The sequence below is a fragment of the Arthrobacter sp. 01T428 genome (genome assembly GCF_056398685.1).
Genome location: NZ_JBFTPW010000001.1, coordinates 234,323 through 256,851, shown reverse-complemented (window position 1 = coordinate 256,851; position 22,529 = coordinate 234,323). Strand labels below are relative to the sequence as shown.

Genomic DNA, 22,529 nt, shown 5'->3' with positions numbered 1-22,529 from the left:
TTACCTCGCGGTTCCCATCATGCGGTACCGTACCGCCCCTGCATTAGACTTGAGCCAACCGCTGACGGCCCCACGGCGGGCATTGCTCAGGGCGTTTTTGGCAAATACCGAGGGGACCCACGTGCAGATTGATTTCGCTTCATCCAGGCAGTCGACCCTGGGGGTGGAATGGGAGCTAGCGCTCGTCAACGCACGCACCGGCGAATTGGTCTCGGTGGCGAATGAGGTCCTGCGGGGCGTGGCTTCGCGGCATCCGGATTTGAACGAAGACGACGAGCACCCGCACATCAAGCGGGAACTGCTCCTGAATACCGTGGAACTCGTCACCGGCGTGTGCAACACCGTCAAGGAAGCCAAGGAAGACCTGGCCCGCTCGCTGCGGGCCGTCAGGGAAGTCACCGACCCCATGGGCGTGGAGCTCTTCTGCGCCGGAAGCCATCCATTCAGCCCGCCGCAACTCCAGCCGGTCTCGGACAAAGAACGCTATGCCAAACTGATCGACCGGACCCAATGGTGGGGACGGCAAATGGTCATTTATGGAGTCCACGTCCACGTCGGCCTGGACCGGAGGGACAAGGCGCTCCCCATCCTGGATGGCTTAGTCAACTACTTCCCCCATTTCCAGGCATTGTCTGCTTCGAGCCCGTTCTGGGGCGGCGAAGACACGGGCTATGCGTCACAGCGCGCCCTCATGTTCCAGCAGCTTCCCACGGCCGGATTGCCTTTCCAGTTCCCCAGCTGGGCCGAATACGAGTCCTACGTCCAGGACATGTTCACCACTGGAGTGATCGACACCCTGTCTGAAATCCGCTGGGACATCCGGCCCGTGCCGAACTTGGGCACCATCGAGATGCGCATTTGCGACGGCCTGGCAACCCTCGAGGAGGTCGGCGCCGTTGCAGCCCTGACCCAATGCCTGGTGGACGAGTTCTCCACGATCCTGGACAACGGCGGCAGCATTCCCACCATGCCGCCATGGCATATCCAGGAAAACAAGTGGCGCGCCGCCCGCTACGGCATGGAAGCGATCATCATCCTCGACGCCGAAGGCAACGAGCAGCTCGTCACCGAGCACCTCAAGGAAACGCTGCTGCGCCTGGCGCCTGTCGCGGAAAAGCTGGGTTGCTCGGCGGAACTGGCCGACGTCGAAAAGATCATCGCCCGCGGAGCCGGCTACCAGCGCCAGCGCCGCGTCGCGGCCCAGCACGACGGCGATCTTCACGCGGTTGTCCAGGATCTCGTAGAGCAAATGCGGTCCGTTCCGACCTCCTAGCGTTGCCGGCTAACCTCGAGACGGATTCCCGCGCCTACACCGAAACGGTAGTCACCGGCAGGGAGGAATCCGGAGCGAATGCGACGCCGCTGGGAGCGATTCCCGCCATGATGAGCTGCGAGCCCAAGGCCGCCACCATGGCGCCGTTGTCGGTGCACAGTGGCAGCGGCGGCACATGCAGCGTGATCCCGGCGGAGCTGCAGCGTTGCCCTGTCAGCTCACGGAGCCGGGAGTTGGCGGCGACGCCGCCGCCGAGCAGGAGATCCGTGATGCCGTTCTCCTTGCAGGCCAGCACAGCCTTGGACGTGATGACGTCCACCACCGCTTCCTGGAATGCAGCGGCGATGTCGGCGGTGGGAACCTCCTCACCGCGCGCTTCGAATTGTTCAACGCAGCGCGCGACGGCGGTCTTGAGCCCGCTGAAGGACCAATCGTAGCGATGCGGTCCAGGTTCCTCCGCGGTTCCCATGTACTTGGGTTGCGTCAGGCCGCGCGGGAAGCGGATGGCCTTGGCGTTGCCTTGCTTGGCGAGTTTGTCGATGGCCGGTCCGCCTGGGTAGCCAAGGCCCAGGAGCCTGGCCACTTTGTCATAGGCCTCGCCTGCGGCGTCGTCGATGGTGGAGCCGAGCATCTCGACGTCGTCGGTGATGCTGCGGATGCGCAGGATTTCCGTGTGCCCGCCGGAAACCAGCAACGCACCGAGGTTTTCGGGCAGCCGGCCGCCCGAGAGTCCCCCGGTGCCACCGCCGGCGGCCCCGTCAAGGAGCCCGACGCCGACATGCGCCACCAAGTGGTTGATCGCGTAGAGCGGCTTGCCCGTGGCAACAGAGAGGGCCTTGGCCGCGCAGACACCCACCATGAGCGCGCCGGCCAATCCGGGTCCGGACGTTACGGCGATGGCATCGATATCGTCCAGCGCTACCCCTGCCTCGTGCAAAGCTTCCTGCAGCGTGGGAACAAAAGCGTCCAGGTGGGCACGGGAAGCGATCTCCGGAATGACACCGCCAAAACGGACGTGCTCATCCATCGAAGAGGACACGGTGTTGGTCAGCAGCGTGGTTCCGCGGACAATCCCGACGCCGGTTTCGTCGCAGGAAGACTCGATCCCCAGCACGAGCGGCTGGATAGTGTGGGAGCGGTTCATTCCGGTGTTCCTTCAGTCAGTGTGAGCCTCATGATGAGGGCGTCCGTGCCGTCGCGGTAGTACCGCCGTCGGACGTGGATCTGCTCGAAGCCGAACCGCACGTACAGTGCCTGCGCTCGTGGATTGTCGGCACGGACCTCCAGGAGCACTTCCACAGCGCCACGCCGTCGGGCCTCTTCGATCAGTTCCGTGAGGATGGCCGAGCCGATTCCCCTGCCTTCGAATTCAGGAACGACGGCGATCGTCTGGACGTCCGCGATCGGCTCAATGCACATGAGCCCGGCGTAGGCCACAATCTGGCCGCCGGCTTCGGCCACTACGTAGCGGCGGGTATCAATCTGGGCGAGTTCGTCGAAGAACATCTGCATCGGCCACGCGTCCACCGGGAAGAGCCGGCGCTCCAGGACCTCGACCGCCGTGACGTCGTTGGCGGTCATGTCGCGCAAGGTCACGCCCTCGAGCTTGAACTGATATGAGTGGTTCACAGGGCACGCTTCCTAGGGCCCGGCACTTGGGCGTCGGATTCCCGCAAATACAAGGGCGTGGAATCGGGCAGTTCCGCGCCGGCCAACAGGAGTGCCATGGCGAACTGGCCAAGCGACGCGGCGTCGGGCTGGGTGGCGCTGAATTCCTCGTTCGCGTTGACGACGTCCGCGTAGATGCCGCCGCCGGCACCGAAGACCGGGAGATCGGGCAACTCCGAGGCGAAACCGACGTGCGGACCGTCCACGAGTTGCGGGAGCTGGCCATCGTTGAGCGTGTAGCGCGCCCAGTAGACCTCCTTGCGACGGGCGTCCGTGGCCACGAGGAACTCAGCCTGTGCTTCCGTTGATTCGGCCACTTCCAAAGCGATCGCGTCCAGGCTCATGAGTCCGAATAGCGGCTTGTTCCACGCAAATGCCAACGTGCGGGCGGTTGCAATCCCTGAACGAAGCCCGGTGAATGGTCCGGGGCCAACGCCGGTGACGATGAGGTCGATGTCCGCGCCACCTACTCCGGCGTCGGCCAGGAGTTTCTCAATGCCGGGCGCCAGGACCTCGGCATGGCTGCGGGTGTCCTCGGTGGCAAAGGACTCCACCACGCCTTCCATGGCATCGTCCGAGATGAGTGCCGCACTCGCCACGGCCGAAGTATCAATGGCCAAAATCAGCATCAGGCGTTCTCCTCCAGTATTTCCGGCACTGTGCTCCACCGAGGGCCAAAGCCGCGGAAAACGATGGTGCGCGGTTCGTCGTCGTCCTCCGGGTCGAAGTCCAGCACGACGTCCTGGCCGGCCTCCGGGCGGGTTGCAGCCCCTTCCGCGCCGCCCACCGTCCGGTGCATCTCGACGTCCAGGCGACTATCCGAAAGGTGTTCGACGCGCTCGCGCCCCCACTCGACCACTGTCACGGAGTTGTCCATGGTGTTTTCAAGGTCGATGTCGTCGATTTCCGCGGCGGAGGCAAGCCGGTAAGCATCAACGTGGACCAGATCGGGACCACCCGGCCGCGGCCCGTCCGGCAAGTTCGGGTGGATACGTACCAGGACAAACGTGGGCGAGATGACGCCGGCACGGACGCCCAGTCCTTCGCCGAGTCCCTGGGTGAAGGTAGTCTTGCCGGCACCAAGTTCGCCTGTCAGGACCAGCAGGTCACCGGGCTCAAGGACCCCGGCGAGCGCCGAGCCCAAAGCGTGTGTCTGCTCCGCCGTCGCGACCTTGACCGTGCGTTCCCACAAGGCCTCGCTCAACGGGGTCTTGTCAATCGAGGCCCCGCTCACCGGGCATCCGCCCCCGGGGTCTCATTGATATAGATGCGCGGCACGCGTGGGCTGACACGGGTGACAATCTCATAGTTGTTGGTTCCGGCGGCGGCGGCCCAGTCGTCCGCCGTCGGGCCGCCGTCGGCGCCGTCACCGAACATGACGGCTTCGGCACCCAACCAGCCGGCTTCGTCCGTCACCGCATTCCCAAGGTCGATGACCATCTGGTCCATGGCGATCCGGCCCACCACCGGGTAGTTGACGCCGTTGACCCGTACCGGTCCGCCGGTGGCGACGCGCGGCACGCCGTCGGCGTATCCGAGCGGGATCAGGCCCAAGGCGCTCTCGCTGGACGTCCGGTAGTTGAGTCCGTAGGACACCCCTTGGCCTTCGGGCACGCGCTTGCAGTTGGAAACGAGGGTGCGCACTGTCATGGCGGGGCGCAGGCCAAGTTCCGCGGAGTTTTGTCCTTCGAACGGGGACAGCCCGTAAAGCCCGAGCCCCACGCGGACGAGGTCGAAGTGGGCATCCGGGCGTGAAAGCGTGGCGGGAGTGTTGGCCAGGTGCCGGACTTCGGTGTCCACTCCGGCGTCCTCGGCCACGGCAATCGCCTCCCGGAATGCTGCCAACTGCTCATCGGTCTCGGGACGGTGGGGTTCGTCGGCCACGGCCAAGTGCGAGAAGATGCCCACCACGCGCAGGAGCCCCTCGTCCTGGTACTCCATGGCCTGGCCCACCACTTTGTCCCATTGGGCGATGGTGGAGCCGTTGCGGCCCAAGCCGGTATCAACCTTGAGGTGGATGCGTGCCGGCCGTTCCTGTTCGCGTGCCGCCGCGACCACCGCGTCCAGCTCCCAGCCCGAAATCCCGACGTCGACGCCGGCGGCAACTGCCGCCTGGAAGTTGCTTTGGGTGGTGTGCAACCAGGCCAGCATGGGGGCATCGATTCCAGCAGCGCGAAGCGCCAAAGCCTCCGAAATATGGGCAACGCCAAGCCATCGGGCGCCGGCTTCCAGGGCCGCCCGCGCCACCTGCACCGCGCCGTGCCCATAGGCGTCGGCCTTGACCACGGCCATAACGTTTGCGGGCGAGGCGATAGCCACGAATTGGCGTACGTTGTGCCGGATGGCATCCAAGTCAATGACGGCTGATCGTTCGAGGACCGTTGCCGAACCCGATGTCGTCGAGGGCTCGAAACTGGCAGCTGCTTCGTAAGTCACCCTCACGATTCTAGTGCCGCCATGGCCCGCGGGTTGTCCGGCTTGGTGGGGCCCCGCTCAGGCGTCGGAGTTGTGGGCGATCGTGGCCGTTGCACGACGTTGGGCCCCTGGCGGGACATCCGCCACAATGTCCTCGAGGAAAGCGAACCGTTTGAGCCATTGGCTGGACTGCCGCTCCCTCCGGGCGTTGGCTCGCTGCCACCAATCGGCGATGTCTCCCCAACCGGGCGCAGCCAGCGAGCCGCCCACTTCCTGAACCGCGAGCGACGCGCAAAGATTGGCAAAACGGAGCCGGTCCCCCAAAGGCCACCCGGCCAGGCAGCCCACGACAAACGCCGCACCGAAGCAGTCGCCCGCTCCTGTGGGGTCGTACGCCGTCACGGGAAGGGACGGCACCCATTCCTCCTCACCGGTTTCGGAATCCACGGCCATGGCTCCCTGCGCTCCCAAAGTCACCACAGCCACCGGAACGCGGTCGGCAAGTGTGTAGAGCGCAGACCATGGGTTGTCCTTGCCGGTGAAGGCCATTGCTTCGCGTTGGTTCGGCATGAAGGCGTGGAAATTGCTGAGCTGGTCCAGCCGCTTCGACGACCACGCTCCGGTCGGATCCCATCCGGCGTCGCCGAAGAGTTTGACGCCGGCTTTCCTCGCCGCCAGCATCCATGGCTCCGGCTCCTCGCCCAGATCCGCGACGGCGGCGAGCGCCTTGGGCGGATCGCCGATCAGTTCAGAGGCGCTCATGGGCGGGGGATGTCCGTGGGTGACCATGGAACGATCCTGATCCACGCACAAGGAGACCGTGACCGGGGAATGCCAGCCCTCGAACCGCCTGGACAGGGAAAGGTCCACATGCTCTTGGCTTTCCAGGATCCGCCAGTTGAAGTCCCCGTATCCGTCATCCCCGAAGGCCGCCGCGAGGCTGGTCCGCAGCCCAAGCCGGGCGGCCGCGATGGCTTGGTTGGCCACGCCGCCAGGGCAGGTCCCCATGCCTTGGCTCCACACTTCGGTCCCCGGTTCAGGGCTGCGGTCCAGTCCGGTAAAGATAATGTCCTGGAACACAGTCCCTGTCAGCAGGAGATCGCAGGCTGAATCGGCCGCGTCATCACGCGCTTCCCCCCGGATAGCGGCGAGGGGGTCGAATCCAATCCTGGGCGTTGCGTCCATGCACGGCAGACTACGCCGCGGCCACGATTGTGCAAAGCTCTTAGAGCTCCTGGTACATGACATGCAGCCCGACGTAGCCGAGGTTCGGGTGCTGGAAGGCATCGGGGATGGTCGCCAGGATACGGAAGCCCATGGACTGCCAGAGCCCTACCGCGCGCACGTTGCTCTCGACGACAGCGTTGAACTGCATCGCCTTGAACCCGGAGTCCCGGGCGGCAACCAAGGAATAGGCACAGAGCGCCCGGGCGATTCCCTGCCCGCCGTGATCGGCATGGACCATATAGCCGGCGTTGGCCACGTGGCTTCCGCCACCACCCTGGTTGGCGTGCAGTTCACCGGTACCCAGCACGTCGCCGTCGCGCACTGCCACGAAGGTCAGCCCGGGCGCTTCCTTGAACCACTTGCTCCGTGCGGCTTCTTCGGTGGTGTCGCGGTCCCAGGTGAAGGTCTCCCCCGCCCGGATCACGGGCTCCAGGACGGCCCAGATCCCGGGCCAGTCGCTTGCCCGGGCGGCCCGGATCTCGTAGCCGGCGGCCGCCGGCGTTCCTGCTTTGCTGTTTGAGTGGCTCACGTCCGTTACGGTACCAGCCGTCGCTACCGTGCCGGCCCGTTGGGCCGACTGCAATGCCAGGGAGCTCAGGAGTAGTGTTTTCGCTGGGACGCAGAGATTTTCACTTTGCGGGACTTGTTGAATTTGCATTGGATACAGGAGGTAGCGGTGTCGTTGATCCGTCGCGTGGCCTTCCTGTCACTCCACACGTCCCCCATGGAACAACCGGGTTCGGGCGACGCCGGCGGCATGAACGTGTACGTCCGTGCGCTGGCCATGGCGTTGGCAGATCTTGGTGTGGAGGTAGAGATCTTCACCCGTTCGACGTCCGCCAGCCAGCCCGCCGTCGAACATCCCGGTCCCGGCGTCTGCGTCCATAACGTCCTGGCGGGCCCGCCACGGAAACTGCCCAAGGAGGAACTTCCCGAACTCCTCCACGCCATGGTTGCCGAGGTCGAGCGGATCCGGCAACGGCAACCGCACGGCCGTTACGACGCCATCCATTCCCACTACTGGGTGTCCGGTGTGGCGGGCCTCGAACTCTCCGCATTGTGGAACGTGCCGCTGATCCACACGATGCACACGATGGCGAAGGTCAAGAACCTGGTGCTCGAATCCGGCGAGCGGCCCGAACCGCGCCTGCGTGAAGACGGCGAACAGCGGATTGTGGATGGAGCCACGCGCCTCGTGGCCAACACTCCCGCCGAAGCCCAGGAGCTCGTTTCGCACTACAGCGCCGATTTCGACCACATCGACATCGCTCCCCCCGGTGTTGACCTGACCGTGTTCACTCCCGCGTTCCGGGCCCGGTCCCGCGCCGAGCTTGGCGTGCGACCCGGCAGTTTCCACCTGCTCTTCGCCGGACGCATCCAGCGGCTCAAGGGCCCGCAAGTATTCGTCGAGGCTGCGGGCATCCTCCGCAAGAGGCGGCCGGACATCGACCTCGAACTGACCATCCTGGGCGCCTTGAGCGGCGCCAAGGACTTCAACCTGCAATCCTTCATCACCGCCTCGGGGCTCGACGACGTCGTCACGCACCGCGCGCCGGTCAAGGCGCCCAAGCTGGCGGGCTGGTTCCGATCTGCCGACGTCGTGCTGATGCCCTCCTTCAGCGAGTCGTTCGGGCTGGTAGCCCTTGAAGCACAGGCCTGCGGCACTCCGGTGGTGGCCACCAACGTGGGTGGGCTGACCCGCGCCGTTGCCGACGGCCGGACGGGTATTTTGGTTGACGGCCACGATCCCGCTCGCTGGGCCGACGTCATCGAGGCCCTGTACGACGATCCACGCACCCGCGAAGACATGGGCCGTGCCGCAGCCGTGCACGCGGAGGCCTTCGGCTGGCACCGGACGGCAGCCATCACGCTCGAGAGCTACCACGCAGCCATCGGCGCTGTCCTCGTCCGCCCAAGCTAGACCCCCGCTCACAAACAAGCCCCTCCCCGGCGACCCTCGCTCACCAATGAAGGCAATCCCGACGACGCTCGCTCACCAATGAAGGCAATCCCGACGACGCCCGCTCACCAATGAAGGCAATCCCGACGACGCCCGCTCACCAATGAAGGCAATCCCGACGACGCCCGCTCACGTATGCGGACACGACTGATAGATTGTCGCGCACAGTGTTCCGCACGGATTTGAGGACAAGGATGTCTGAAAACAAGATCTTGAGCGACCTTGAAATTGCCCAGAATGCGGCGATGCGTCCCATCGAGGAGATCGCGGAGCATGCCGGGATCAACGTCGACGCGTTGGAACTCTACGGCCGGTTCAAGGCGAAAATCGATCCGGCCAAGCTCCGTCTCCCGGATGCCAAACGAGCGGGCAAGGTAGTCCTCGTCTCCGCCATGTCCCCGACGCCGGCGGGTGAGGGAAAGTCCACAACCACGGTAGGCCTCGCCGATTCTTTGGCGCGGGCCGGTCATCGCGTGATGATCGCGCTACGCGAACCGTCCCTTGGACCGATCCTGGGCATGAAGGGAGGCGCGACCGGGGGCGGCTATTCCCAGGTTCTCCCCATGGACCAGATCAACCTGCATTTCACCGGCGACTTCCACGCGATCACCTCGGCAAATAATGCCCTGATGGCCCTCGTGGACAACCACATCTTCCAGGGCAACGAGCTCAACATTGATCCACGCCGCATGACCTTCAAACGGGTTCTCGATATGAACGACCGCTCGCTTCGCGAGATCATCATCGGCTTGGGCGGGCCCGCACAAGGAGTGCCGCGACAAGACGGATTCGACATAACCGTCGCCTCCGAAATCATGGCCGTCTTCTGCCTCGCGACGGACTTGGATGACCTCCGCCAGCGCCTCGGCCGGATCACTTTCGGATACAGCTATGACCGCCAGCCGGTCACGGTGGCCGATCTCGGCGTCCAGGGTGCCCTGACCATGCTGTTGAAGGACGCCATCAAACCGAATCTCGTGCAGACCATTGCGGGAACGCCGGCCCTGGTGCACGGTGGCCCGTTCGCCAACATCGCGCACGGCTGCAACTCGCTCATCGCCACACGAACGGCCCAACAACTCGCCGACATTGTCGTCACGGAAGCGGGATTCGGCGCCGACCTCGGTGCCGAAAAGTACATGGACATCAAGTCGCGCATCGCGGACGTGGCGCCGTCCGCCGTCGTCGTGGTCGCGACTATCAGGGCTCTCAAGATGCAGGGCGGCGTCCCGAAGGAGCTGCTCAAGGAGCCCAACGTCGAGGCGCTCGCTGCCGGCGTCGAGAACTTGAAACGGCACGTGCACAATGTCGAGAAGTTTGGCGTCACACCGGTTGTTGCAATCAACAAGTTCGCGACGGACACACGCGAAGAGCTCGAATGGCTGCTGGCTTGGTGCGCCCAGGAAGGAGTCCAGGCCGCGGTGGCGGATGTGTGGGGTCGCGGCGGAGGGGGCGACGGCGGTGACGAGCTCGCGGCGAAGGTCGCCGCGGCGGTGGCGGCAGCAACGCCGTCGGGCTTCCGGCACTTGTACCCCCTTGGCCTGTCCGTTGAGGACAAGATCCGCACGATCGTGCAGGAAATCTATGGTGCCGACGGTGTGGAGTTTTCCGTCCCTGCGCTCAGGCGCCTCGCGGACATCCGGAGAAACGGCTGGAGCGGAATGCCCGTTTGCATGGCAAAGACGCAGTATTCATTCACTGACGACGCGTCCCAGTTGGGCGCCCCCAAGGGTTTCACGGTGCACGTCCGCGAGCTGATTCCCAAGACCGGGGCGGGCTTCATTGTCGCGCTGACGGGTGCTGTCATGACGATGCCGGGTTTACCTAAGGAGCCCGCCGCGATGCGAATGGACGTCGACGAGCACGGCAATCCGGTGGGTCTCTTCTGACCCTCGCTCAGCTATGGCCCCCTTTCGGGAAACGCTCGCTCACCTATAGGGCACTTTCGCGGGACGCTCGCTCACCCGTGGCGCCGGAAGGCGGCCGTACCGTCGTCCGAATCCCAGGCCTGTGGATAACTTCTGCGGGCATCCGCCCCTTTACGGCACAATGCGGGTATGCAAAACGAGCTCGCCCTTCCCGCCGAACTGCTTTCAGGACCGTTCACGCTCACCCAGGCCCAAGCCCAAGGTGTCCCGCGCGGCCGTCTGCTTCGCGCCGACGTCGAACGCGTCAGCCGTAGCCTCTACCGTCCGATCGGCTGGGACTTCGAACTTGAGTCCGCCGCACGTGCGTTGTCGGCTGCTACCCCGGGGGCCTGGATCTCGCACGTGACGGCAGCGCGCCTTCGCTCTTCCTGCCTTCCGCCGTGGCTTGCCGATTCTACGGAGCTGCACCTCAGCAAGCCCCGATCGTTGCCTGGAACCCGCCGCAAAGGCGTAATCGGGCACAGGGTGATCGCGGCCGAGAACGAGGTCGAATCGGTTGATGGAATACGGATCAGCACGCGCCCACGCACTTGGCTGGACATGGCCCGGCTGCTGCCTTTGAACGACCTCGTCTGTATGGGCGACGAGCTGATTCGAGTGCCCCGCCAGGCCCTGGAAGGACGGGACACGCCGTTCGCGACCCTTGAAGGACTGCGTGTTCTGGTGGAGCGCCATCCGAATTTGCAAGGCGTCGTCCGTGCCCGGCAGGCGCTCGAACTGATGCGCGTGGGCGCGGACTCGGCGCCGGAGTCCCTGCTTCGTTTGGCCATGCTGGACGCTGGAATCCCCGAACCCGAACTCCAGCTCAGCTTGCGAAGTGACGATCCGTTCTCGCCGTCGGCGGATTTGGGGTTCCGCCGACGGCGGGTCGCCATTCAGTACGACGGCGGCCATCACCTCGCGGAGGCCCAGACCCTCAGTGATCGACGCCGGAACAAAGCCTTCGAGGCAGCCGGATGGACCGTCCTCGTGTTCCGCAAGGACGATTTGGCAGATGGATTCGAGTCTGCCACCAAGAAGATCAAGAAGGCGCTCCGATCAGCGTGGGTCGATCCCGCCGTCGCATCCGGCTTTGCAAGCGCCGTGTAGCGAACGGGCGTTAAACGACGAACGCTCGCTCACCCGAAGGTGAGCGAGCGTCCGTCAAAAACCCGGCATAAGTGAGCGAGCGTCCCGCCAAAACCCGATATAGGTGAGCGAGCGTTTAGCGCTCGACGTCGCCGCGGATGAAGGCCTCGACCTTTTCGCGGGCGATGTCATCGTTGAACTGCTCCGGCGGGGACTTCATGAAGTAGCTGGAAGCGGAGAGCAGCGGGCCGCCGATGCCGCGGTCCAGGCCGATCTTGGCGGCGCGGATGGCGTCAATGATCACGCCGGCGGAGTTCGGGGAGTCCCAGACCTCGAGCTTGTATTCCAGCGACACCGGGGCGTCGCCGAAGTTGCGGCCTTCGAGTCGGACGAACGCCCACTTGCGGTCATCGAGCCAGGCGACGTAGTCGGACGGACCGATGTGGACGTCGTCGGCGTGCAGGACGGCTTCGACGTTGGAAGTCACGGCCTGGGTCTTGGAGATCTTCTTGGATTCCAGGCGGTCGCGCTCCAGCATGTTCTTGAAGTCCATGTTGCCGCCGACGTTGAGCTGGTACGTGCGGTCCAGCGTGACGCCGCGGTCTTCGAAGAGCTTGGCCATGACGCGGTGCGTGATGGTGGCACCGATCTGGCTCTTGATGTCATCGCCGACGATCGGCACACCAGCGGCGGTGAACTTGTCGGCCCATTCCTTGGTGCCCGCGATGAAGACCGGCAAGGCGTTGACGAAGGCAACACCGGCGTCGATGGCGCACTGGGCGTAGAAGTGCGCAGCATCCTCGGAACCCACCGGCAGGTAGCAGACCATGACGTCGGCCTTGGCTTCGCGCAGTGCGGCGACGATGTCCACTGCCTCTTCCGGAGCCTCGACGATGGTCTCGCGGTAGTACTTGCCCAGGCCATCCAGGGTGTGGCCGCGCTGCACGGTCACGCCAGTGGAAGGGACATCGGCGATCTTGATGGTGTTGTTCTCGCTGGCGCCGATGGCGTCCGCGAGGTCGAGGCCGACCTTCTTGCTGTCGACGTCGAAGGCAGCGACGAACTGGACGTCGTTGACGTGGTACTTGCCGAACTCAACATGCATCAGACCCGGAATCGTGGCCTGGGGGTCGGCATCGCGATAGTAGTGGACACCTTGGACCAGCGAAGCGGCGCAGTTACCTACGCCGACAATGGCGACACGAATCGGATGTGAAGACACGGAACTCCTTTGAGAACTAACCTCAGGTGCCTAGCGCGTCAGTACCTGTATGTACGACGGCGTCTTAAAGGCACAGCGCCATTCGGCGCTCTTAGCATTGTAGCCAACCTGAACGGGGCCGGCTTTGTTCCCAGCCGGCCCCGCAAGTGTATTAAGTTTTTCGAATCTACTTCTGCGCCCACAGATTGATGTCGGACTCGACGGCGAACTCGTCAATCGCTGTCAGTTCCTCCGACGTGAAGTCGAGGTTGTTGATCGCAGACACGGTGTCCTCCAGCTGCGCCACACTTGACGCGCCCACCAGGGCAGAGGTCACCGGCGAACCCTTCGGCTGATCGCGCAGGATCCAAGCGATCGCCATTTGGGCGAGGGTCTGGCCGCGTCCTTCCGCGATGGCGTTCAAACCACGCACCCGGCTCAGCTTTTCCTCGGTCAGCGCCGATTCGGACAAGAACCGTTCCTTGGCGGCGCGGGAGTCCGCGGGGATTCCGTTCAGGTACCGGTTGGTGAGCATCCCCTGTGCCAGCGGGGAGAAGGCGATGGATCCCGCGCCAACCTGGTCAAGCGTTTCGTAAAGGTTGGGCGAACCGTTCTCGGTCCAGCGGTTCAGCATGGAATAGCTGGGCTGGTGGATGAGGAGCGGCGTGCCCATTTCCTTGAGAATCCGGGCTGCCTCCAGGGTCTGCTCCGGGGTGTAGGAGGAGATTCCGGCATAGAGCGCCTTGCCGGAGCGGACAGCGTGGTCCAGGGCGCCCATGGTTTCTTCCAGCGGGGTTTCCGGATCGGGACGGTGGCTGTAGAAGATGTCCACGTAGTCCAGTCCCATGCGCTGCAGCGACCGGTCAAGGCTGGAGAGCAGGTACTTGCGGGAGCCCCATTCTCCGTAGGGGCCGGGCCACATGTAGTAACCGGCTTTGGTCGAAATGACGAGTTCGTCGCGGTACGGCTTGAAGTCGTCCTTCAGGTGGCGGCCGAAGTTCGTTTCAGCCGATCCGTCCGGCGGACCGTAGTTGTTGGCAAGGTCGAAGTGGTTGACACCCAGATCGAAGGCCCGGCGCAGGATGGCGCGCTGCTCTTCGAAACGCTTGTCGTCGCCGAAGTTGTGCCACAGTCCCAGCGAGATCGCGGGAAGTTTGAGGCCGCTGCGTCCGACGCGGCGGTAGGGCATGGTTTCATAGCGGTTTTCCGCAGCCGAATAAGTCATACCTACCATCCTGCCACCGCCTTCGAGGCTCGAAGCGCGATGTCCGTCATGTGGGCACGCTCACTTAAGGGCACAGTCACTCAAGGCGCACGACGGCGGCGCTCTCCCCCGGGAGGGTCAGCTCTCCGTTCCCGACGGCGGCCGCGGAGTCCGTGGCGAGCAAGACTTCACCGCCCATCGCCTTCGTCAGGGTCCGGTTCCCGAAGTTGCAAGCAACCCTCACGGCTCCCCTGCTGAGAACGAGCCATTTGTCCTCTTCGCTGAAGTCGACGTGGGTGTCGGTGAATCCACCGCCCGCAAGCTCCGGCGTCGAGCGCCTGAGGTTCGCAAGCGCCCGGTAGAGTTCCAGCAATCGGGCGTGATCGCCGTCGTGCGCTTCCTCCCACTTGAGCTTGGAGCGTTCGAAGGTCTCGGGGTCTTGGGGGTTCGGCACCAACGCGGGGTCCCAGCCCATCCGTTCGAATTCCTTGAGCCGGCCCTTTGCCGTGGCCTCTGCGAGCCATTCCTCGGGATGCGACGTGAAAAACTGCCAGGGCGTGGTCGCGCCGAATTCTTCGCCCATGAAGAGCATCGGGGTGAATGGCGACGTCATGGTCAGCACGGCGGCCAACGCGAGCCTCCCGTACGACAGGCTGGAACTCAGGCGGTCACCGGCGGCGCGGTTGCCGATTTGATCGTGGTTCTGGTTGCAGACCACCAACGCGGCAGGATGAACCAGCCCCGGGCGGATGGGGCGGCCATGGTGCCTGCCGCGGAAACTTGAGTAGCTCCCGTCGTGGAAGAAACCGTGTTCAAGCACCTTTGCCAGTGCGCCCAAGGAATCGAAATCCGCGTAGTAGCCGGCAGTCTCGCCTGTGAGGTTGACGTGCACGGCGTGGTGGAAGTCGTCGCTCCACTGACCTTCCAGGCCGTAGCCATTGGTGTCCCGGCGGTAGATGAGGCGAGGGTTGTTCAGGTCCGATTCCGCGATCAAGGTCTTGGGGACGCCAGTTTCGGCTTCGATCCCGTCCGCGAGGCTGGCGAGGTCTTCCAGGATATGGACGGCCCGCTCATCGCGGAGGGCGTGTACGGCGTCGAGGCGTAGCCCGTCCACGTGGAAGTCCGTCAACCACATAGCGGCATTGTCCAGGATGTATTGACGGACTTCGTCGGAACCGGGGCCGTCCAGATTCACTGAGTCGCCCCATGTGTTGCCTTCGCCGGACTTCAGGTAGGGGCCGAACTTCGGCAGGTAGTTCCCGCTGGGTCCCAGATGGTTGTAGACCACATCCTGGATCACACCGAGTCCGGCAGCATGCGCGGCATCCACGAATCGCTGATAGGCCTCCGGTCCGCCGTAAGCCTCGTGGACGGCGAACCACAGCACGCCGTCGTAGCCCCAGTTGTGGGCGCCGTTGAACGCATTGACAGGCAGGAGCTCCACAAAGTCGATTCCAAGTTCAACGAGGTAATCCAGCTTTCCCACGGCCGCGTCCAGGGTGCCTTCCGGCGTGAAGGTTCCGAGGTGGAGCTCATAGATGACCGCGCCGCCGAGCCCGCGCCCCGCCCAATCCGTATCGTTCCAGGCATACGACGAGGCGTCGAAGGTGCGGGAAAGAGCGTGCACCCCGTCCGGCTGGCGCTGCGATCTGGGGTCGGGAAAGGGACCCTCGCCGTTCACCAAATAGCCGTAGTCGGTCCCGGGCTCTCTTGGTACGTCCGCCGTCCACCAGCCCGCGGCGCCGTCGTCGTGCAACCGCATATCGTGGCGCTGCTCCTTCGCGAGCAGAGTGACAGATTCCGCAAACGGGGCCCATACATCGAACCGTTTCCCGGCGCTGGACTTCTCGGCCATCGCTCCCCCTCAATCGTCTTGTCCGGGCTTCGTTTGCCCGCCGTTGTTGGTGCTCCGACTAGCCAATGGGTACGAGCAAGGCCACCGGGTATCTCTGCAGAAGCCTTGCGACGTGAACCTCGCCCGGAGGGTAGCTGTTGCCTGTCAGTTCATCCCGGACCGCGCTCCCAAGACGAATGAAGGTGTCCTGCCACCCTCCGTTCCGCTCAAGCTTCCGCGGGAGCCTCGTGGCCAAAGTGATGGCACCGCCCCCGGTGGCAAGGGCGCCACGGTCGAACGCGATCAGATGTTCGGCCGCATGACCCTGGGCATCGACAGCGCTGTAACCGCCGAAAAGCTCCGGCCGGTCCCGGCGCAAGCGCAGTGCCCTGGATGTCACCAACAACTTGGCCAGCTCGTCCCGCGCTTCAGTCTGGACACCGGCGTCGAGGGCTGCGAGGGCGGCCTTCCGCCGTTCGAAGTCGACCGCGCGCCGGTTGTCCGGGTCGGTGAGTGAACGATCCCAGAACTCGGTCCCTTGGTAGACGTCCGGTACGCCCGGCATGGTCAGCTGGACCATCTTCGCCGACAGTGAGTTGGACGTCCCGTACGGGTCCACCAGGGCAACGAACTCTTCCAGGGCTGCCGTCAGCTCGGGCATATCGAAGGCGGCGTCGACGGCGGAGGCGAGCGTCGCTTCGAACGCTTCGTTCGGCTCGGTCCAGCTGGTGGAGTTGCCGGCTTCGCGGGCAGCCTTGAGGACGTAACCCTGGAGGCGTTCACGGCTGGCCGGCCACGCACCTGCGATGGCTTGCCATACGAGGGCTGCGAGTGGTCCGTCGGGAATCTGGGCCAGTTCCTGCATGCGGTCCACGAACGCTTCCCATTCGGGGACTGCCTCGGAGATCGCGGAGATCCTGGCGCGGGTGTCTTCGCTGCGCTTGGTGTCGTGCGTGGTGAGGGTGGTCATGGACAGCGGCAGCAGCGCCTGGCGACGTACCATCCGTTCGTGGAATCCGGGCGCGGACAAGGCGAATTCCGTCGGATCCGCTCCCACCTCAGTCAGCGTGCCAAGGCGTGTGTAGCGGAAAAACGCGGTGTCTTCCACGCCCTTGGCCATGACCATGCCGGAGGTCTGCTGGAAGCGGCGGCCCAGTTCATGGCTGGCCTCGAGCAGCAGCGGAAGCAGTGCCTTGATGACGGGTTCCAACTCCGGCCTGGTGCGGGCAGCCCGTTCGACGGCCTCCACCAAGGTGTCTTTGCCATACGGGAGGTAGCTCCGGTAGACGTGAAACGAAGCGATGATTTCAGCCAGCGCGTCAACCACCTCCGGGCTGGCTACCCCTGAATTGGGCAGCTCCGGAGAGTCCGGGACGAGCCGTGCGAGCCGCAGGATTTCCGAATGCAGGATGCCGTCCGTGATGCGCCGCTTGGTCCCGAGGATCATGGCTTGGTAATCGGCGGGCGAGCCGGTGCCCCGGAGCCTGGCATCCAAGGCGTCAAGGTGCGCTTCGGCGTCGGGATCCACGAAAAGGCGGTCGACGTCAGCGAGGGCGTCGTACCCGGTGGTCCCCTCACAGTCGAAGTTCTCCGGAAGTTCCTCCCCTGGCTCCAGGATCTTCTCGACGATCAGATAGGAGCCGGCCGTGGTTTCCTTCAGGCGCTCCAAGTACCCGGCCGGGTCCGCGAGCCCGTCCGGATGATCGATCCTCAGCCCGTCAACAAGCCCGCCCTGGAACCATCGGGCGATCTCCGCGTGGGCTTCATCGAAGACCCAAGGGATTTCGACGCGGATCCCGGCGAGAGTGTTTACCGCGAAGAAGCGGCGGTAATTCAGTTCGTCGTCGGCCTTTCGCCAGCCGACCAGCTCGTAGTGCTGGCGCGCATGGACGTCGCTGGCGTTGTCACCTTCGGCGTAGCTTCCTTCGGCCAGCGGGAAGCGGTGATCGAAGTAGCGCAATTCGCCGTCGACCACTTCCAGCTTGTCGACGTCGTGATCGCTCCCTAGGACCGGAAGACGGAGCTTTCCGCCGCCGAAGTCCCAGTCGACGTCGAACGCTTCCGCGTAGCGGGAGTCCCTGCCCTCTTTGAGCAGGGACCACCACCAGGCATTTTGCGGGGGCGACGCAACTCCCATGTGATTGGGGACAATGTCTACCAACACCCCGAGGCCGGCTTCCCGAGCCGCCTTGGAGAGCGCCGCGAGCCCTTCGACGCCGCCGCGCGAAGCATCAACGGTGGAGGGGTCGGTGACGTCGTAACCGTGATCCGAGCCCTCCTCCGCCGTCAGGATGGGCGACAGGTAAACCCAATCCACCCCGAGCTCGCGCAGATAACCCGTGAGGGCAGCAGCGTCCTGGAGCGTGAACGACGGCCTGATCTGGAGCCTGTACGTGGAGACGGGTGTCCTCATGATCCCCCGTTCTTGTGGGCGCGTGGCTTCCTGGGCTTCTTCGGTGCAGCGCCGGGCTTGTTTTCGGGGTCAGCCTTCGGCTCCGAAGCATGGTGCTTTTTCGGTTCAGGGGTTGCTTCCGGTACAACCTGGAGCTTCCGGGTGGACGGCGACGGTGTAGCCGGCGAAGTCAAGGAAGCCGTTTCGGTGGTGGCCGTCTGCGACAGCGCGGCGAGGGACGCGGCCACGGAATGGTCCGGGTCCGTGTCCGGGACGCTGTGTGCCCTCAGCACCACGAGTGATTTGGCCCCAACACCCAGGACTGCTTCTGCCTGCACGGGTTCGGTGTCGGCTCCGCCGCCGGCGGTGTCGATGATGATGTCCCACGCGGGTGCGTATTCGTCCGAGGGCACCTTGAAACCGACTTCGTCGTCGTGGGCGTTGAAGTACAGCAGGAAGTTGACGTCCGTGATGCGCCGGCCTTGGTTGTCCCGGCCGCGGATCCCGTCACCGTTGAGGAACACGCCCACGGAGCGGCCGAAGCCGCTGTCCCAGTCCGACGGCGTCATGGTGGTTCCGTCGACGTCAAGCCATACGATGTCCGGAAGCCGTTCGCCTTCTCCTCGCAGTACCGGGCGTCCGTCGAAGAAGCGGCTGCGCCTGAAGGTGGGGTGCTTGGCGCGCAAGGCACTGACCGCTGCCGTGAACTCCACTAGCGGCTGGTCCACGCTGTCCCAGTTGATCCACGTCAGTTCGGAATCCTGGCAGTAGCCGTTGTTGTTGCCCCGCTGCGTCCGGCCAAGCTCGTCACCGTGCAGCAGCATCGGGACACCCTGGGACAAGAGCATGGAGGCGATGAAGTTCCGCTGCTGGCGGGCACGAAGGCCAAGGACCTTCGGGTCCTCCGTGGGTCCTTCGACGCCGCAGTTCCAGGAACGGTTGTGGGATTCTCCGTCGTTGTTCCCTTCGCCGTTCGCCTCGTTGTGCTTCTCGTTGTAGGACACCAAGTCAGCCAGAGTGAATCCGTCGTGGGCCGTGACGAAGTTGATGGACGCCACCGGGCGCCGGCCGGAGTGCTCGTAAAGGTCCGCCGATCCGGTCAACCGCGAGGCGAACTCGCCCAAAGTGGAGGGCTCGCCGCGCCAGAAGTCGCGGACCGTGTCCCGGTACTTGCCGTTCCATTCCGTCCACTGCGGCGGGAAATTGCCCACCTGGTAACCGCCGGGACCGACGTCCCACGGCTCGGCGATCAGCTTGACCTGCGAAACCACGGGATCCTGCTGGATGAGTTCGAAGAAGGTGGACAGCTTGTCCACATCGTAGAACTCGCGGGCCAGCGTGGATGCGAGGTCGAAGCGGAAACCGTCCACGTGCATTTCGGTGACCCAATAGCGCAGCGAATCCATGAGCAGCTGCAGCGAATGCGGACTGCGCACGTTCAGCGAATTGCCGGTGCCCGTGTAGTCCATGTAGTGCTTCTCGTCGCCCTCCATCAGACGGTAGTACGCGGAGTTGTCGATGCCCTTGAAAGACAGCGTCGGGCCGAGGTGGTTGCCTTCGGCTGTGTGGTTGTACACGACGTCGAGAATGACCTCGATGCCGGCCCGGTGGAGGGAACGGACCATGGCCTTGAAGTCCTGGACCTGCTGGCCGGTATCGCCCTTGGAACTGTAGCTGTTGTGCGGGGCAAAGAACCCGATCGTGTTGTAACCCCAGTAGTTGTTCAGTCCTTTGTCCTGCAGGATGCCATCGTTCGTGAACTGGTGCACCGGCATGAGCTCGATCGCCGTCACCCCGAGCTTTTGCAAGTGGGAAATCACCGCCGGATGGGCCACGCCGGCGTACGTGCCGCGCTGCTCCTCAGGAACCTCGGGGTGGAGCTGGGTCAGGCCCTTGACGTGCGCCTCGTAAATCACGGACCGGTGGTACGGGATTCGCGGGAGGTGGTCCCCGTCCCAGTCGAAGAACGGGTTGATGACTACGCCCATCATCATGTGGGGCGCGGAATCCTTGTCATTGCGGGAGTCCGGATCCCCCATGTTGTACGAGAAAAGCGCCGGGTCCCAGTCGATCTGCCGGTGGATGGCCTTGGCGTACGGGTCCAGGAGGAGCTTGTTGGGATTGAAGCGCTGGCCGCTAGCAGGGTCGTACGGACCGTGCACGCGGTAGCCATACTTCTGTCCGGGCTGGACGTGCGGAAGGTAGCAATGCCATACATAGCCGTCCACCTCGCTGACGGTGTAGGAAATCTCTTCCCCATCGTCGTCGAAGAGACACAACTCCACCTTTTCCGCCTTCTCGCTGAACAGCGCGAAGTTGGTTCCCGTGCCATCGAAGGTGGCCCCCAACGGGTATGCGGATCCTGGCCAAACGTCCATGTGTTCTCCTTCATGTGCCGGATAACTTTCTGCCAGCCTAGCGAGACTATGCGACTTTCACGGAACATCCGGGATCATCCGGCGCGATGTTCCCCGAGAAATCGGAAGACGTCGGGGACCGCCCGGGCGATGCCGGAAGCGGTCAACGGGCCGCCCCTGGAGGCCGCGCTACCAGCCATTCCGTGGATGCTCGCGCCGACGGCGGCTACCGCAGCCCAGCGCTCGTCAGGGGCGATTCCCAGTGCGGCGAAGGGTCCGTCGTCGTCGAGCCCGGATTCCGCGTACGCTGCAGCCAACGCGCCGACGATCCCGCCAAGGACGTCCCCGCTGCCTGCCGTTGACATCCACGGATTTCCGTCCGACTGGCTGAAGACCCTCCCGGAAGGCGAAGCAACCAATGTTGTGGCACCTTTGAGCAGCACGACGGCGCCCGTGTGTTCGGCCGCTAGCCGGGCGAAGTGCACGGTCCGCGATTCCACGTCTTCACGCGTGACACGCACTTCACCTCGGCCAAGAAGGGCCGCGAGCTCACCGGCGTGCGGGGTGAGAATCCAGTTCGGTGGGCAGCGTTCCGGCAGGAGCTCGAGGGCTCCGGCGTCGACGACGGCGGGTTGGCCGGCACCGGACGCCGACGCCAGTACGTCACGGGCCCGCTGGAGTTGTTCGACACCGTCCAGGCCAGGACCGAGCAGCCACGCCTGGACCCGCCCGGGCTCGGCGGGCTCCCAGATGGCTTCGGGGGTCCGCGCCAGGACCTGTCGCGCGACCACTTCCGGGCCGAGGTACCGCACCATGCCCGTCCCGGCCGCCGACGCGGCCTGGACACAGAGCGCCGCAGCCCCGGTGTAGCGCCCGGAACCTGCCACGACGCCCAGGACTCCCCTGGTGTACTTCTGGGCCCGGCGCCCCGGGTCCGGAAGCACGGCGGCCAGGTCAGGGGCGGAGAAACGGCTCAGGGCAGGTGCCGGAAGATTTTCCTCGATGCCTATGGGTACCAGGATCACGCGGCCGGCACAGCCCTCACCGGGATCGGCCATCAGCCCGGCTTTGATTCCCCCTAATGCCACTGTCAGCCGCGCCGTCAATACAGGCCAGTGGACCTCGCCTGTGTCGGCGTCCACGCCGCTGGGAGTATCGCAGGCCACCACCAGGCCGGGCCTGAGTTCTTCCAAGGCGGCAACCAATTCCGCGGCCGAACCGCGGAGGCCGCCGCGGGCACCAGTGCCCAGGATCGCGTCGATGACTACGTCGTCGCCGGCAATCAGCACGGCTAGTTCTTCGGCGTTGTCCTCATCCAAAACGTGAACGCGTCCACCGGCGGCGCGGAAGGCCGCGAGGGCGTCCGGATGGGCCGAACCGGCGGTGAGTACCGCCGTCGTGCGCATGCCGCGCCTCGCGAGCGTTGCCGCGGCGAAGAGGCCGTCCCCGCCGTTGTTCCCTTTGCCGGCCAGCACCGTGACGCTCGAGCCGTACAGGCGACGGCCTTCCGAACGTAGTTCCCGGACGACGGCGTTTGCCAGACCGTAGGCTGCGCGCTGCATGAGAACAGCGCCTTCGCCGGCATCAAGAAGCGGTTGTTCCGCTGCCCTGATCTGTGTTCCGGTGAAGGCGCTGATCATGGTTGCTTGCGCTGCTACGCTTCGGCGATGACCATGGCAGTGGCGATTCCGCCATCGTGGCTCATGGACACGTGCCAGCGCTTCACGCCTATGGAATCGGCGACTGCCAGGACGGTGCCCTTCACCTTGATGGTGGGACCGTTCTGGTCCAGGCCGATCCAGCAGTCCTGCCAGTTCATGCCCGCGGGAGCTCCCAAGACCTTGGCCACGGCTTCCTTGGCCGCGAAGCGCGCGGCCAAGGACCGCGTGTTGAGCTCGCGTTCCGCGGGAACAAACAAACGGTCACGGAGGCCCGGGGTCCGCTCGAGTTGGCGCCCGAAGCGCTCTATGTCTACGACGTCTACGCCTATGCCAACAATCAT

At 64.6% G+C, this 22,529-nt stretch carries 18 protein-coding genes; 4 read left to right on the top strand and 14 right to left on the bottom strand.

Annotated features, from left to right (window positions below):
• The first annotated feature begins 121 nt into the window (after window positions 1-121).
• Window positions 122-1,273, top strand: a complete 1,152-nt coding sequence (locus AC1DJB_RS01230) for a glutamate--cysteine ligase (RefSeq protein ID WP_284991323.1) — start codon at window positions 122-124, stop codon at window positions 1,271-1,273.
• A 34-nt stretch (window positions 1,274-1,307) separates the two neighbouring features.
• On the opposite strand, the gene tsaD is transcribed toward AC1DJB_RS01230, so the two are convergent.
• From tsaD to AC1DJB_RS01195, 7 genes are read right to left on the bottom strand one after another with little or no spacing between them, the layout of a single operon-like run.
• On the bottom strand, window positions 1,308-2,417 hold the full coding sequence (tsaD, locus tag AC1DJB_RS01225; protein WP_284991322.1) for a tRNA (adenosine(37)-N6)-threonylcarbamoyltransferase complex transferase subunit TsaD: 1,110 nt from the start codon (window positions 2,415-2,417) through the stop codon (window positions 1,308-1,310).
• On the bottom strand, window positions 2,414-2,854 hold the full coding sequence (gene rimI / locus AC1DJB_RS01220; protein ID WP_059387414.1) for a ribosomal protein S18-alanine N-acetyltransferase: 441 nt from the start codon (window positions 2,852-2,854) through the stop codon (window positions 2,414-2,416). Before rimI ends, tsaD begins: the two co-directional genes overlap by 4 nt.
• Window positions 2,855-2,898: 44 nt before the next feature.
• Window positions 2,899-3,570, bottom strand: a complete 672-nt coding sequence (gene tsaB / locus AC1DJB_RS01215) for a tRNA (adenosine(37)-N6)-threonylcarbamoyltransferase complex dimerization subunit type 1 TsaB (RefSeq protein WP_059387412.1) — start codon at window positions 3,568-3,570, stop codon at window positions 2,899-2,901.
• Window positions 3,570-4,145 (bottom strand): tRNA (adenosine(37)-N6)-threonylcarbamoyltransferase complex ATPase subunit type 1 TsaE, encoded by a 576-nt coding sequence (gene tsaE, locus AC1DJB_RS01210; protein ID WP_306959319.1) that lies wholly within the window; start codon window positions 4,143-4,145, stop codon window positions 3,570-3,572. The genes tsaB and tsaE overlap by 1 nt, the downstream gene beginning before the upstream one ends.
• Window positions 4,146-4,171: 26 nt before the next feature.
• A complete protein-coding gene (gene alr / locus AC1DJB_RS01205) occupies window positions 4,172-5,377 on the bottom strand; it encodes an alanine racemase (protein ID WP_284991319.1) in 1,206 nt (401 codons plus the stop codon).
• Window positions 5,378-5,434: 57 nt separating this feature from the next.
• Window positions 5,435-6,541, bottom strand: a complete 1,107-nt coding sequence (locus AC1DJB_RS01200) for a carbohydrate kinase family protein (RefSeq protein WP_284991317.1) — start codon at window positions 6,539-6,541, stop codon at window positions 5,435-5,437.
• Window positions 6,542-6,581: 40 nt separating this feature from the next.
• Window positions 6,582-7,112, bottom strand: a complete 531-nt coding sequence (locus tag AC1DJB_RS01195) for a GNAT family N-acetyltransferase (RefSeq protein WP_284991314.1) — start codon at window positions 7,110-7,112, stop codon at window positions 6,582-6,584.
• A 147-nt stretch (window positions 7,113-7,259) separates the two neighbouring features.
• On the opposite strand from AC1DJB_RS01195, the gene mshA reads away from it, so the two are divergent.
• From mshA to AC1DJB_RS01180, 3 genes are all read left to right on the top strand, one after another.
• Entirely contained in the window at window positions 7,260-8,504 is a 1,245-nt protein-coding gene (gene mshA, locus AC1DJB_RS01190) for a D-inositol-3-phosphate glycosyltransferase (protein ID WP_284991313.1), read from the top strand.
• A gap of 233 nt (window positions 8,505-8,737) precedes the next feature.
• Window positions 8,738-10,432, top strand: a complete 1,695-nt coding sequence (locus tag AC1DJB_RS01185) for a formate--tetrahydrofolate ligase (RefSeq protein ID WP_307052520.1) — start codon at window positions 8,738-8,740, stop codon at window positions 10,430-10,432.
• Between the two features lie 168 nt (window positions 10,433-10,600).
• The gene (locus AC1DJB_RS01180) at window positions 10,601-11,560 is read left to right on the top strand and encodes a DUF559 domain-containing protein (RefSeq protein WP_332602021.1); all 960 of its coding nucleotides are present in this window, start codon (window positions 10,601-10,603) and stop codon (window positions 11,558-11,560) included.
• A 115-nt stretch (window positions 11,561-11,675) separates the two neighbouring features.
• Here AC1DJB_RS01180 and AC1DJB_RS01175 read toward each other — a convergent pair whose 3' ends face one another.
• From AC1DJB_RS01175 to AC1DJB_RS01145, 7 genes are all read right to left on the bottom strand, one after another.
• A complete protein-coding gene (locus AC1DJB_RS01175; protein WP_059387408.1) occupies window positions 11,676-12,761 on the bottom strand; it encodes an inositol-3-phosphate synthase in 1,086 nt (361 codons plus the stop codon).
• A gap of 166 nt (window positions 12,762-12,927) precedes the next feature.
• Window positions 12,928-13,965, bottom strand: a complete 1,038-nt coding sequence (gene mgrA, locus AC1DJB_RS01170) for an L-glyceraldehyde 3-phosphate reductase (RefSeq protein WP_059387407.1) — start codon at window positions 13,963-13,965, stop codon at window positions 12,928-12,930.
• Window positions 13,966-14,041: 76 nt separating this feature from the next.
• Entirely contained in the window at window positions 14,042-15,799 is a 1,758-nt protein-coding gene (gene treZ, locus AC1DJB_RS01165; protein WP_441432554.1) for a malto-oligosyltrehalose trehalohydrolase, read from the bottom strand.
• 58 nt (window positions 15,800-15,857) lie between these two features.
• Complete coding sequence (gene treY, locus AC1DJB_RS01160; RefSeq protein ID WP_441432555.1) at window positions 15,858-18,191, bottom strand: malto-oligosyltrehalose synthase; 2,334 nt, start codon at window positions 18,189-18,191, stop codon at window positions 15,858-15,860.
• On the bottom strand, window positions 18,188-20,548 hold the full coding sequence (glgX, locus tag AC1DJB_RS01155) for a glycogen debranching protein GlgX (RefSeq protein ID WP_306958953.1): 2,361 nt from the start codon (window positions 20,546-20,548) through the stop codon (window positions 18,188-18,190). Before glgX ends, treY begins: the two co-directional genes overlap by 4 nt.
• A 74-nt stretch (window positions 20,549-20,622) precedes the next feature.
• Window positions 20,623-22,167 (bottom strand): NAD(P)H-hydrate epimerase, encoded by a 1,545-nt coding sequence (locus AC1DJB_RS01150; RefSeq protein ID WP_476909837.1) that lies wholly within the window; start codon window positions 22,165-22,167, stop codon window positions 20,623-20,625.
• 14 nt (window positions 22,168-22,181) lie between these two features.
• Complete coding sequence (locus tag AC1DJB_RS01145; protein WP_059387406.1) at window positions 22,182-22,529, bottom strand: holo-ACP synthase; 348 nt, start codon at window positions 22,527-22,529, stop codon at window positions 22,182-22,184.

Coding starts and splice junctions, on each gene's coding strand:
- rimI (WP_059387414.1), bottom strand. CDS start 2,854: ATGACCGCCAACGACGTCACGGCGGTCGAGGTCCTGGAGCGCCGGCTC.
- AC1DJB_RS01150 (WP_476909837.1), bottom strand. CDS start 22,167: ATGATCAGCGCCTTCACCGGAACACAGATCAGGGCAGCGGAACAACCG.
- treY (WP_441432555.1), bottom strand. CDS start 18,191: ATGAGGACACCCGTCTCCACGTACAGGCTCCAGATCAGGCCGTCGTTC.
- glgX (WP_306958953.1), bottom strand. CDS start 20,548: ATGGACGTTTGGCCAGGATCCGCATACCCGTTGGGGGCCACCTTCGAT.
- treZ (WP_441432554.1), bottom strand. CDS start 15,799: ATGGCCGAGAAGTCCAGCGCCGGGAAACGGTTCGATGTATGGGCCCCG.
- AC1DJB_RS01180 (WP_332602021.1), top strand. CDS start 10,601: ATGCAAAACGAGCTCGCCCTTCCCGCCGAACTGCTTTCAGGACCGTTC.
- tsaB (WP_059387412.1), bottom strand. CDS start 3,570: ATGCTGATTTTGGCCATTGATACTTCGGCCGTGGCGAGTGCGGCACTC.
- AC1DJB_RS01200 (WP_284991317.1), bottom strand. CDS start 6,541: ATGGACGCAACGCCCAGGATTGGATTCGACCCCCTCGCCGCTATCCGG.
- AC1DJB_RS01145 (WP_059387406.1), bottom strand. CDS start 22,529: ATGATTGTTGGCATAGGCGTAGACGTCGTAGACATAGAGCGCTTCGGG.
- mgrA (WP_059387407.1), bottom strand. CDS start 13,965: ATGACTTATTCGGCTGCGGAAAACCGCTATGAAACCATGCCCTACCGC.
- AC1DJB_RS01185 (WP_307052520.1), top strand. CDS start 8,738: ATGTCTGAAAACAAGATCTTGAGCGACCTTGAAATTGCCCAGAATGCG.
- tsaD (WP_284991322.1), bottom strand. CDS start 2,417: ATGAACCGCTCCCACACTATCCAGCCGCTCGTGCTGGGGATCGAGTCT.